The 13,401-nt window shown below is 37.5% G+C and carries 8 protein-coding genes; 2 read left to right on the plus strand and 6 right to left on the minus strand.

From position 1 onward, the window contains the following. On the plus strand, positions 1-3,477 hold the full coding sequence (gene addA / locus ACFILZ_RS00620; RefSeq protein ID WP_375609996.1) for a double-strand break repair helicase AddA: 3,477 nt from the start codon (positions 1-3) through the stop codon (positions 3,475-3,477). Between the two features lie 177 nt (positions 3,478-3,654). Further along, positions 3,655-3,978 (plus strand): thioredoxin, encoded by a 324-nt coding sequence (gene trxA / locus ACFILZ_RS00625; RefSeq protein WP_375606117.1) that lies wholly within the window; start codon positions 3,655-3,657, stop codon positions 3,976-3,978. A gap of 669 nt (positions 3,979-4,647) precedes the next feature. On the opposite strand, the gene tsaE is transcribed toward trxA, so the two are convergent. The 6 genes from tsaE to accD all read right to left on the minus strand — a co-directional run bounded on the left by tsaE (position 4,648) and on the right by accD (position 13,068). Further along, on the minus strand, positions 4,648-5,118 hold the full coding sequence (gene tsaE, locus ACFILZ_RS00630; RefSeq protein WP_375607922.1) for a tRNA (adenosine(37)-N6)-threonylcarbamoyltransferase complex ATPase subunit type 1 TsaE: 471 nt from the start codon (positions 5,116-5,118) through the stop codon (positions 4,648-4,650). Positions 5,119-5,169: 51 nt separating this feature from the next. Beyond that, entirely contained in the window at positions 5,170-7,635 is a 2,466-nt protein-coding gene (locus ACFILZ_RS00635) for an ATP-binding protein (RefSeq protein WP_375609997.1), read from the minus strand. 34 nt (positions 7,636-7,669) lie between these two features. Then, a complete protein-coding gene (ahcY, locus tag ACFILZ_RS00640; protein ID WP_375609998.1) occupies positions 7,670-9,067 on the minus strand; it encodes an adenosylhomocysteinase in 1,398 nt (465 codons plus the stop codon). A gap of 713 nt (positions 9,068-9,780) precedes the next feature. Continuing rightward, positions 9,781-10,779 carry a complex I NDUFA9 subunit family protein gene (locus tag ACFILZ_RS00645; RefSeq protein WP_375609999.1) on the minus strand — a complete coding sequence of 333 codons (999 nt, stop codon included), beginning with the start codon at positions 10,777-10,779 and terminating at the stop codon, positions 9,781-9,783. 44 nt (positions 10,780-10,823) lie between these two features. Beyond that, complete coding sequence (locus ACFILZ_RS00650) at positions 10,824-12,143, minus strand: bifunctional folylpolyglutamate synthase/dihydrofolate synthase (RefSeq protein WP_375610000.1); 1,320 nt, start codon at positions 12,141-12,143, stop codon at positions 10,824-10,826. Positions 12,144-12,147: 4 nt separating this feature from the next. Then, positions 12,148-13,068, minus strand: a complete 921-nt coding sequence (accD, locus tag ACFILZ_RS00655; RefSeq protein ID WP_375606123.1) for an acetyl-CoA carboxylase, carboxyltransferase subunit beta — start codon at positions 13,066-13,068, stop codon at positions 12,148-12,150. Between the last annotated feature and the right edge of the window lie 333 nt (positions 13,069-13,401).

Raw genomic sequence — 13,401 nt, forward strand, 5'->3', positions numbered from 1 at the left:
ATGACGTTTTTTTCTATTCCTGAAGCCGCTCTTGATGCACAAGCAACAGCAACACATCCCCAAAAAAACGTGTGGGTTTCTGCAAATGCAGGATCTGGAAAAACCCATGTTCTAACCGAACGTGTTATCCGTTTGCTTTTAAACGGTACGCCTCCAGCACGTATTTTATGCCTTACTTACACGAGAGCCGCCGCCGCTGTTATGCAATCACGAATTTTTCGCACACTCTCCAGCTGGAATGAACTCGATGATGCGCAGCTTAAAGAAATCTTATCGAAGTTTGAAAACAAACCTATCAGTGCAACAAAAATAACCTATGCGCGCCAACTCTTTGCTCGTGCTTTAGAAACACCTGGTGGTTTGAAAATACAGACTATTCACGCATTTTGCGAATCTCTCTTGCATCAATTTATGCTAGAAGCCAATATTGCTGGACATTTCGAACTCATAGATGATGTCAACCGCAAGAAATTACTACAAGAAGCTCGCTGCCAACTTTTGAAGCATCATGATGTACAACCCGCTCTAAAACAGCTGCTTAAGGTTATCAGTGAACATACTTTTAACCAATTGCTGTATGAAGCAGCTGAAAAGCAACATAAACTGTCTGATTTTTTGTCTTCTCTTCTGTCTGAAAATGGAGAAGAAAAATTGCGGTCGCTGTTTGATTTAGCACCTGATGATACAAATCAGCAATTACTAGAAAAAATTCAACAGACTGCTCGTCTTCCTCTTTATGCTCTTAACCATTGTGAAACCAATGGAAGTCAAAGCTTCAAGGATATGGTGGCAAAACTTTCCCAATTAGAAGAGGTACGTGATGAGACAAATATTCTCAATAGTATTTCTGATATTTATTTTACAACAAAAGGTGAGCCACGGAATTTCTCAAATTTATCTCGTAAAAAATCAGACGAAATTTGGCCTTTTATTCAACAAATGCTTGAAGATAAACAAAGCGAGCTTTCTATTCTTTTAGAGAAATATCAATGCGCAAAAGTTGCGACCCTCAATATGGCGGCTTTTCAGCTTTGTGCCCTTTATCTCAAAATTTATGCAAATTTAAAAAAAACCAATGGTTTTTTAAACTTTGATGATCTCATTGAGCGCACACTCCATTTATTGCAACGTGAAGGTGCAAGCCAATGGGTGCACTATAAACTTGATAAGGGTCTTGATCATATTTTGCTTGATGAAGCACAAGATACGAACCCTGATCAATGGAAAATTATTCAATTTTTAGCGCAAGAATTTTTTACAGGTCATAGTCAACGTGACAATATACGTACTCTTTTTGCTGTTGGAGATGAAAAACAGTCTATTTATTCCTTTCAGGGCGCTGCACCAGAAAATTTTGCTGCAAATGGGAAAATTATTCAAAAAAAAGCACAACAAGCAAAGCAGAAATTCGAAAAAATACAACTGCATTACTCTTTTCGCTCTACAGCAGATGTTCTTAAAAGCGTTGATCTTGTTTTTGAAACACCAGAAAATTATAAAGGGCTTTCGGCAGAAAATACAAAAACCATACACGAAGCTATCCGTACTCACAGTCCAGGTGAAGTTATTTTATGGGATGCTATTTCTAAAGAAAAAGACGAATTTCCTGATGATTGGCATGTAACTGTTGATCATTTAGATACACCAGCAGTACGTTTGGCAGAAAAAGTTGCTGAAAGTATTGCAGGCTGGTTACAAAAAGGAGAAATGCTTCCAGCAAAAGGGCGGTTATTGCGTGCTAGTGATATTATGGTTTTGGTTCGTAAGCGTGATCAATTTGCCCTAGCGCTTTCTCGTGCCCTTAAACAACGCAATATACCTGTCGCTGGTGCAGACCGTTTACAGCTTATAAAACATATGAGCGTGCGTGATTTAATGGCACTCGGACGTTTTGTTTTGCAACCACAAGACGATTTGTCTCTTGCTTGTGTTTTAAAAAGTCCACTCTTTGCGCTTAGCGAAGAGGAACTTTATCAACTTGCCGCTCACCGTACAGGCTCTCTTTGGAAAAGCCTTTGTGAACAGGCATCGTCGCATATTCCTTTTAAAGATGCTTTTGAAAGCTTGAGTCAATATCGTACTTTAGTGGATAAAATACCAGTCTTCGAATTCTATAGCCATATTCTGAATAATGATAAGGGAAGACAAAAAATTTTAGCGCGCTTAGGCTCGGAAGCCAATGATGTGCTTGATGCTTTTATGGACTACACACTCGCGATTCAAAAAACGGGGTTACCAGGATTACAAGCTTTTTTGGAAACATTAAGTGTCAGTGAACCAGAAATTAAACGTGAGTTTGACCAAAATCATGAAGAAATTCGCATCATGACTGTTCATGCTGCAAAAGGACTGGAAGCTTCCGTTGTATTTCTGGTTGATCCTGGTAGTGCAATCTGGCATCCTCAGCATTCACCTCACTTGCTTGAAGTTCCCTTGAACAATGCACATTTGAGTGATCAACAAGCTTTTATCTGGTGCCCTAATGCAGAATTCGATACAATGCCCTCTAAACAAGCAATTTTGCGTTTAAAAGAGCGTGCTGAAGAGGAGTATAGGCGCCTTCTCTATGTAGGAATGACGCGTGCTGAAGATCGATTGTTTGTTTGCGGGTATAGCGGTGAACGCAATAATCCTCATACGTGGCTACAATTGGTAAAGAAAGCTCTCAAACCGCATGCAGTTCCCATTAAGGGTCCTGCAGAAGATATTGCAGCTTGGCGTTATTGTATCACAGATTCTTCTTCTGCCTCAATAAATCAGGAAGCCTCTCGTTCTGAGTGCCAAACTTTACCGCCTTTGCCTGCTTTTTTCTCTCATAAAGTACCAGCAGAACCAATTCTCCCAAAACCGTTAAAACCCTCAGTAGCGAGCCTTTCTATTGAAGCTGATACAGAACCTTCCTCAAGTCCAAAACAATTTACTATTTCACCTGTTTTAGGAGAAACGAACACAAACAGAGCTTTTTTCATTGAATACGGTAATCTCATTCACCGATTGTTACAATATTTACCCGATTGTCCCCCACAAAAACGTCGAGATTATGCTCAAAACTATCTCAATATCAAAGCCTCTCATTGGCATGAGAGCCAAAGAGAAGATGCTCTTTGCCATATTTGGAAAATATTAGATCATGTTTATCTCAAACCCCTTTTTTCTGAGCATTCACGTGCTGAGGTTTCCTTAATGGGCATTGTAAAAATTCGTGGAAAAGAACAAGTAATCTCTGGTCAAATTGACCGTCTCTACATCACGCAAAACAGCATTATCTTTGCCGATTTTAAAACGGGAACCCCACCAGAAAATGAAGCCGCTATTGCTTCCCATCATTGGTTGCAAATGGCTCTTTATCGAAAATTATTGCAAGCTATTCATCCCGATAAAGATATACAAGCTCTGCTTATCTATAGTAAAGAAGCCAAAATTTTCAAACTTTCTCCAGAAAAACTTGAGGCATTTCTTAGTGAAGTTGCCTTATAAGTTAGTCTTTTCCTTGCAAAGCATTTTTACACTTTATTTACTTTCATAAAATCGCTCAAACAAACACAACGCACAATCTCTGATGTAAAAAAGTCCTTTAATAATTTATCTTTGCAATAACTTGATATGAATTGTTATTATACCAATCTATAAAAAGTGAATATAAAGGATAAATCAATGACGTGTATAAAAGTTGATAAGGACAATTTCGAAAGTGAAGTTCTAACCTCTTCCACCCCTGTTGTGGTTGATTTTTGGGCAGAATGGTGTGGCCCTTGCAAAGTGATTGCTCCAATTTTGGATGAAATTTCAATAGAAATGCAAAATCAAGTTAAAATTGCTAAGGTAAATATTGATGAAAATCCGGAACTGGCTACCCAATACGGAGTACGTTCTATCCCTACATTACTAATGTTTAAAAATGGAAATATTTCATCGAATATGGTTGGCGCTACCTCTAAAGGACGTCTTTCTGAGTGGATAAAAAATGGCCTTAGTTAATGCCATACACAGTAACGATAAAGGAGAGAAATTTTAGTCTCTCCTTTTGATTTTTTTTACATTCCTTTTCTGTAATACATTGTAATAGCAATTCAATTAAATCAAAAATTTAAATGATTTTAAGAATCCACACTGTTATACGTAATTCAATAGATCATTTTTTATCAAAAAATTGTCCTGTATGAACAATGTAGGCAATTCCTTGTTTATATGCGTGCCAACGAATATTTAAGTGAATGATATTTTCTTCTTAGATAAGACTATTGAGATAGATAGTGCTTTCAACACATAAAAGGAGATTTTAAGAAAAAACTTTGCAAATTACTTTTTTGAAGCTCACAATTTTTAAGCAGAAAGAAACAAGCAATTCACTACAGGTTATATAATGCTCTTCTAAAGGGTTACCACTTCAATTTAAAATTCTCTTATACTATTCTCTAAAATCAAAATTGTAGGTATCAGATTCTCTAAAATAAATTGATGAATTCCTATAAATTAACGACTGTTCTTTGCAATTTATGTCATTGTTATATGAAAGAGGCAGCATTTCACTTCATCTTCCATGGTTGGTGCCTCCATTGAAGCCTTCTTTATGTTGTCCATCATCTCAAATTTCATAGGTAGTACTGAGGTATTATCAAATTAAAAATGATGATGTCCATGTTTTTTTTAAAATGTACGAATTGCGAAAGACTGTTGCAAACATTCAATGGAATGTTGCGCTGATTTAACTGTTACATGACGCCCATGTTCTTTATAATGTAAGGTGAGTGCAAAAGTGGCAAGCTCTAAAAGAGCTGTATTTCTTTCTGGCCATTCAACAAGTAAAATATTTTTCTCACGAGCTTCATGAAGCCCTAATTCATCAATTTCTTCTGCCATAGAAAGGCGATAAAGATCAGCATGAATAATTTCAAACTTTGGAAGTTGATAGCTTTGCACAAGAGTAAAAGTAGGGCTTGGAACATCCATAGTGTTATCGTTCGCAAGTGTTTGAATGATTGTACGTGCAATGGTTGACTTTCCAGTTCCAAGATCTCCTTGCAGCGTTACAAGATCTCCTGGCTTTAAAGAAAGAGCTAAATTTTGTGAAAAAAGCTTTGTTGCCTCTTCATTTTCAAGAAAAAAACTAAAATTCATTAAAAGTTCCATGAAATGGATGAAAAATTTTTGTTATCATAAAGGTTAAAATTAAAAAATCGTATCTCCTTTGGAGAGTGGGAAAAAACATTTAACTGTTGTTCCTTTTCCAGAACCGGTAAGAATTTCAACATGTCCACCGTGTAGTTCAACGAAACTTTTTACAAGGGAAAGGCCAAGACCCGCTCCCGCACGCCCACCATGGTGTGAATGGGAAGAAAAACGTTTAAAAATACGATCAAGGACATCTTCTGGGATGTCAGAGCCCTGATTGTGAACGCTAAAGACAATGTTATCATCTTGTTCATCAACGCAAAATTCAATAGTACTCGCCTCCGTTGCAAAATTAATAGCATTACTCAGGACATTCACAAAAATTTGATGCAAGCGCTTTTCATCAGCAGAAATAGAATTTAAGGAAGGAGAAATTTGTTGTAAAAGCGTAATATGACGTCCATTAAGGCGATCTTCTACACGTGCTACTGCTTGTATCATAGCATCGGCAATGTTAACCGATTTTATGTCCAACTCCATAATGCCTGCATCAAGGGTAGCAAGATCAAGAATATCGTTAACAATATTTAAAAGAGTTCCTGATTCTGAATGAATGTGTTCAAGATATTCTTGTTGACGTTCATTGATAGAACCGAAAATTTGATCACGTAAAATATCGGAAAATCCAATAATATTGGTGAGAGGTGTGCGTAATTCATAAGAAACATGTTGGACAAATTTATTACGCAAACGATCAGCACTTTCTAATGCTTCATTTTTTTCTTGAAGAGCACGCGCAACATGGACAGTGTCCGTAACATTCACAAAAGTAAGCATCGTTTGTCCATTAGGAAGAGGGACCAGAGTATAGTCAATAATCATATCATTTTTAAGATCTATACGACCTGAAAATGTTTCACGTTTTTCAGCAAAACCGGTAATGAACTTGGTAAATTGATCCCATTCTTGCCCCAAGGTTAAGGCTGAACAATGGCTTTGTAACTGTGTAATATGGGTTCCTTCTACCAGTAAATTATAAGGAAGAGACCACAATTTCGACAAGGCAGGATTCGATAAGCGAAGGCGTCCATCAGTACCAAAAACGACCACACCTTCAGAAAGTTTATCAAGTGTTTCACCTTGTATTTTAATAAGTGTATTATAACGGCGCTCAAGATCAATTTTTTCGGTAAGGTTTTCGTAAAGCCAAGTGACACCTCCTTGTGGATGAGGGTTCGAGACAACACGCACCGTACGCCCATCTGGAAGATTCCAAATTTGTTGGTTCGATTCTGTTTGCCAATAGGCTTTTAAAAGTTCTTCTTTCCATGCGCGCCAATCAGGGTGTTCAGCAATGAGCCCCTTTTCACGTAAACGTTCAAGAAACAATGTATGGCTTGGTTCACTTTCTAAAAAAGAACTCTCCAACGGCCATAAAATTTTGAAAGCGTGATTACAGAATTTTAATTTTTGGTTTGTATCAAAAATGGCTACAGCTGTTGAAATTTGGTCAAGTGTTTCACAATGACTTTGAAGAACATATCTTAATTCATGAGCAAGATTTTCATAGGCGCTGTCATCACGTGCAAAAGCTGCCATCCCTTCAGCTGTTGTAATACGTGTGAGATGAAAACGGTGCCGTTCTCCACCAATAACCGTATGAACATGTTCTTGAAAAATTGTTTCTGTTTCATCTGTTTTGCGTTGTGTATTTTCATTGAAAAGATCCCCCACGTCATCACTGTCTTCACGAAAGTCTGTCATTTCTCTAAAGGCGCGATTGATAAAACAAACTTTTCCTTCACAATCTTTTATCCATACGGGCTCTTGAATAAGATCAAGAAGATTACGCTGCATTCTCAGTTCAGTAAGAAGGCGGGCGATATCTTTCTGTAAACGAGCATTTTCACTCTGTTGTTTTGAGATATCTTGAAAACGAGCAATGGCGACTGTTCCTGCGATGACTCCTGTAACTTGTAGCAGTACATTGTTTGTGGTGGTGATAGAAAGATCAAAAGGGTGACATTTACAACGGAGTTGAGTCAATGCATAATCAAGTTCTCGCAGAGAATTTTCTTCAACCCAGAGCTCAAAACGCTGAAAATCTTTCTGATCGATTCCTATTTTTTGCAATGTGGAAAGATCACCAACAACATGGGGTAAGGTTGTTGGATTTTCCCAAATAAGAAGGAATTGCTCGGTTTCTTCCAGAAGCCATTCATAATATTTAAGTTTTTCAGAAAAATTTGCCTGAATTATCTTCAAAGGCTTCTGTGCAGTTTTTTTTGCACGCACGGTAACAGCTATACATGAGAGAAGTGAAGCACAAGAAATTCCTCCACACAGCGCTAAAAGCAGCCATGGACCATTCGGCAAAGTGAAGAAAAATGGTAAATAACCTTCCAATGACTGAGAAAAAGCGCATGTTGGAGAAAAAAAGAAAAAAAGGCAAAGTATATACGTATAGATTCGGATCTCTTTTTGAGTTTTTTCTTTGGGGTTATAGTCACCAAAGCTGAGCACGACATCTTTCCCTTTTTTAACCCAAGGAAACGTATTAGTAACGGTAATGGTTTGGTTTATAAGGTCCTTGTGGTGAGACTCCAATATAAGCGGCTTGTTCTTCTGATAAAACACTTAATTTTATTCCTAACCGATCCAGATGTAGACGTGCAACCTTTTCATCAAGATGTTTAGGCAAAACAGTGACTTCATTTGTATAGTGTTCTGTACGGGTAAAAAGTTCAATTTGCGCTAAAACTTGATTGGTAAACGAAGCTGACATGACAAAAGAAGGATGCCCCGTCGCATTGCCGAGGTTTAACAATCGTCCTTCAGAGAGCAAAATGATGCGTTTTCCATCGGGAAAGGTGATCATATCAACTTGTGGTTTAATATTCGTCCATGGCAAATTTCTAAGGGCAGCGACTTGGATTTCGTTATCAAAATGACCAATATTTCCAAGAATACACATATCCTTTACTTGTCGCATATGATCTAAACGAACAACATCTTTATTGCCTGTTGTCGTGATGATAATATCAGCACTGGAAGCAGCATCATCCAAATTAACAACTTCATAGCCATCCATAGCGGCTTGAAGAGCGCAGATAGGATCAATTTCTGTTACTTTAACACGAGCCCCAGCACCAGAAAGAGATGCTGCTGAACCTTTTCCTACATCACCATAACCACAGACAATGGCAGTTTTACCAGCGATCATCACATCTGTTCCACGTCGAATACCATCGACCAATGATTCTTTACATCCATATTTATTATCAAACTTTGATTTAGTGACGCTATCATTAACATTAATAGCAGGAAAAGGTAGAAGTCCTTCTTTTTGTAACTGATAAAGACGGTTTACACCTGTTGTGGTTTCTTCGCTTACACCTTTAATTGCTGCGCGCTGTTGTGTAAAAAAACCTGGCGTTGCATCCATACGCTTTTGTATTTGTTTGAAAAAAATTTCTTCTTCTTCTGTTTTGGGATGTGATAAAATATCTTTATTTTGTTCTGCACGACTTCCCATTAAAATATAGTTTGTGGCGTCAGCTCCATCATCTAAAATAAGATTGGAAGGATTACCATCTGGCCATTGGAAGATTGCATCTATATAAGTCCAATATTCTTCCAATGTTTCACCCTTAACGGCAAATACAGGAATGCCAGTTGCGGCGATAGCTGCTGCTGCATGGTCTTGCGTAGAAAAAATATTGCTAGAGCTCCACCGTATATTGGCGCCAATTGCTTTTAATGTTTCAATTAAAACAGCTGTTTGAATTGTCATATGCAATGAGCCAGAAATACGCGCTCCGCGCAAAGGTTGGCTGGAAGAAAACTCCTTACGACAAGCCATCAAACCAGGCATTTCAGTTTCAGCAATATCAAGTTCTTTACGACCATAAGCGGCAAGTGCAATATCTTTGACAACAAAATCTTGAGCTGCCATTCTTCATTCCTTTAAAATAATTTTTTCCAAGACGGTAGGAGAAATTAAAAAAAAATGCAAGACAAGAAGAGGACTTCTTTATGTGAAAAAGCTCTTTTAAAATCTCCATAAATTTGTGCAACAAATATGCATTTATGGATCTGAGTAGTGATGTTACTGACAGAGTAGGAGATCTTCATGATAAGTTTTATTATATAAACAAAATTCTATCCTTTTCACGTAACTTTAAAGCTTTTAAAAGTTTCCAGAGGGAATACCTTTTAAATAATAAAAATGGTGCATTGCTTTACAGTTTTTATATCGATTTTTATGGGATAATATCGAAAGTAGTATACTCGTATTCTACTCACTTATGCGGTTTTTGAAAAAGGAAGAATTACTTTAATCTCATTATTAAGCTTTTTGGCAAAATAATATAAATGCAAAGCCATAGATTATCATGTTTATGGATAGGCAGTTCAGGATCGGTTCTTTAGGATTCCAATGTTGCACCTGCTCTTGGATAAAGACAGTTTATAAGAAGTGCTTTTCTCCTGTTTCCAACAGTTTTTATCAAAATACTATAGATGTGCGAGGAAACATGTTTTGTGATACTAAATGGAGCATTAAAAATGCAAAAACATCACTCTATTGAACACTCTGATTTTAAAACCGCTAACAACGCGCTATGAATTATAAATCAAATAATTAACTCAGTTTTAGAAGAATTTATTCTAGACGAGTAGGTTTTGGGAAAATTGACCATGTGGACGAAATCGCCAGAGATAACTTGGCAAGAATGCAGTCATTGCTCTAGGAGTAATTCCTACTCCTTCTAGAGTATATCCATTCTCTATAGCTTCTTTAGAAACAATGTTATCCATTTGCAAAAAGCGTATTTGATTGGCTGTTACGAGCGTTGGCACAAGAGGCAACTTACCAATCGTTCCTAAAACTCCTCCAATCAATAGACCGACAGAAAGAGGCATAGATAGGATTGTTTTTTTACGACGAATGATTTTAAGTATATTTTCAAGAGCATTTTGGAGGGTGATAATCTGGGGACCACCAAGATCATATTTTTTTCCCCAAGCTACCTGTCCATCTAAAGCACGTGCGATAAACTCAGCAACGTCACCAACATATACGGGTTGCAATTTGCTTTTCCCACCTCCAAAAAGAGGCATAATTGGTAAAAAACGTGACAAATCTGCTAAGGTATTAAAGAAACAATCTTCTGGTCCAAAGATAATGGATGGACGTATAATAATTGCCTGAGGATTCTTGTTATGAATGATTTGTTCACCCATAAACTTAACACGTGCATAAAGACATGCAGTGTTTTCGCTAGCCACAAGAGTCGACATATAGATGAGAGGAATACCAGCTTCTACTGTTAATTCAGCAACATTGTAAGCACCATCAATTTGTGTGCTTTTAAAATTCGATTGATTTGCTTGTTTTAAGCTACCGGGTAAAAATATTGCTGCATCAGCTCCAAGCAATGCGCGTGCAACAGAGGCACGATGCTTGATATCTGTTTTAAGCATTTGGGTTTGTCCTACTTCTCCTATTTGTAGCATGTAATAAGCTTTTTGTGGACAACGAACAGCGATGCGAACGCGATATCCCCGCTTAGTCAAAGTTTCAACGACATGTCGTCCTACAAAACCGGATCCGCCAAAAACAGTAATGAGTTTAGGATGTTGATAAAGTGCACAATCAAGTTGCATGATTAAAAGGTCTATCTTTCAAAGCTTTAAAAATAGCTAATTATCTAGCACGGTGGTGTTTTATTGTCACGCAAAATATCACCCGCAAGATAAAGAGAACCACTAATAAGGACAATAGCCTCTTTATATTCCATTTTAATTTTATGCAAAGCATCTTGTAGATGTGCTTGTGGAGTAGCAAAGATTCCTGCTTTTTGGGCTGATTCAGCTAAGTTTATTGGAGAGAGACTGGCGTCATTGTTAATAAGCGGTATCGTATATACTTTATCGACAAGGTTTGCTAAAGGACGAAAATAACCGACAGCATCTTTGGTATTAAGCATGCCAGAAATCATAATAATGGGACGATCTGTTTTTTTTCTCCATTGTGTAAGTTCTGCCGCAATAACTTTTCCTGCAGCAGGATTGTGACCACCATCTAACCATAAATCAATATCAGGAGATAGTTGATCAACCAAAAGTCCTTGGGTAAGACGCTGCATTCGTGCGGGCCAATAAATATTTTTCAAAGCGTCATTTATGGTTTGTTCTGAAAGTTGAAAACCCGCTTGATAAACTGCTTCAAGAGATGCACCAGCATTAGCAATTTGGTGGTCTCCAATAAGGTTAGGAAGAGGAAGGTCCATGAGACCTTGATGGTTTTGAAAAACCATACGTCCATGTTCTTTATAGCTTTGATAATCTTGATCAAAGAGAGCATAAGATGCTTTATTTTTATCGGCAAGGGGTATTAAAGTAGCAAGAGTTTCTTCATAATTCTGCTTTCCGATGACCACTGGAACGTTTGGTTTTATAATCCCCCCTTTTTGAAAAGCGATTTGAGCAATTGTGTTTCCAAGAAAATTCTCATGATCATAATCAATGGGCATAATAAGCGATACAGCTGTTTTGTTAACGACATTGGTAGCATCAAAACGTCCTCCCAATCCAACTTCTAAAATAACAACATCAGCTGGATGTATACTAAACAGCATAAAGGCAGCGGCTGTAAAAATTTCAAAAATAGTAATCGGCTCTTGACGATTTACTTTTATAATTTCACGGATTGTCTCAGCCAATTGGTTTTCTGTAACAAGTTGACCACCTCCTTTTTGACCTAACCGGCAGCGTTCATTCCAGTTGACGAGATGAGGTGAGCTATAAACATGAACGCAGTATCCTTCACTTTCCAAAAGAGCACGACAAATTGCGGAGGCAGATCCTTTGCCATTTGTTCCAGCGATGTGAATAACAGGTGGAAGTTTTAAATGTGGATTACCAAGACGCTCTAAAAGGTGAACAATACGCTCTAAAGAAAGATCAAATTTTTTCGGATAATTTTTTAGTAAATCATCCACCACCCTTTGTATTTGACTTTGTTGCATAAACTTAAGCTGCTTTTGTCCTAGAAAGCGATGTTTGAGAGTCTGTTGGGGATGGATCGGAAGGGTTAAAAACAGCAGGGCGTTTCATCATCAAGCGTAAAATACGCGCAATTGTTGTTTTCATTTCTAAACGCGATACAACCATATCAATCATACCATGTTCAAGCAGATATTCACTACTTTGAAACCCTTCTGGTAGGGTTTCACGTATCGTTTGTTGAATCACACGTGGACCAGCAAAACCAATCATAGCGCCAGGTTCGGCAATGTGAATATCACCAAGCATGGCGTAAGAAGCAGTAACACCACCGGTGGTTGGATTAGTCAGCACAACAATATAGGGAAGTTTTGCTTCTTTCAACATTTCAATCGCTACTGTTGTACGGGGCATTTGCATCAATGAGAGTGTTCCTTCTTGCATGCGTGCACCACCAGAAGCAGTAAAAAGAACCAAAGGGCATCTTTCGGCAATGGCAGTATCAAAAGCTTTGATAATAGCTTCTCCTGAGGCCATACCGAGTGATCCCCCCATAAAGGCGAAATCTTGAACGGTTGCAATAATTGGCAAACCCTCAATCGTACCGCGTGCACTCAAAATGTTGTCCTCAACACCGAGTTTAGAACGGTACTCTTTTAACCGATCAATATAGCGTTTTTCGTCGCGAAACTTTAAAGGGTCTGTCACAACTTTTGGATTTTCAAGAGCTGTATAAATACCATCATCAAAAAAATGCATGAGACGATTTTTGGCACTGATACGCATATGATAGCCAGAATTAGGAGCCACAAATTGATTGGCTTCCAAATCTTTATGGAAGATCATTTCACCACTGGTAGGATCTTTAATCCATAGATTTTCTGGAATTTCACGGCGTCCCAATATAGAATTAATTTTAGGGCGAACATAATTTGTAATCCAGTTCATCTTTATAACCTTCCTTTAAAATATTATACACCTTTTGCATGATTTGAAAGAATATAGAATTTAAGCAGTCACATTTGCTTTGCCGGCTGACCAAACGAGTCTATTTAATACTTTTATCAGTATACGTATAGCTCTCACTCTACTGTTTTTTAATTTTTCCAATTTTACAACAATCATATGCATGAAGAGTATTTCCTATAACAAACTTCTCAGAAGTTTTAAGAACTGACATGTTTTTATTCTTTGATTTTTGTATTAAAACTCACTCCTTGCGCTCATTAACAAACGCCTTATTTTCTTTTAATGAAAATGAACATCCAGTTAATCATTAAT

This window comes from Bartonella sp. AP40SXNS (assembly GCF_042195825.1).
Lineage (GTDB): Bacteria > Pseudomonadota > Alphaproteobacteria > Rhizobiales > Rhizobiaceae > Bartonella.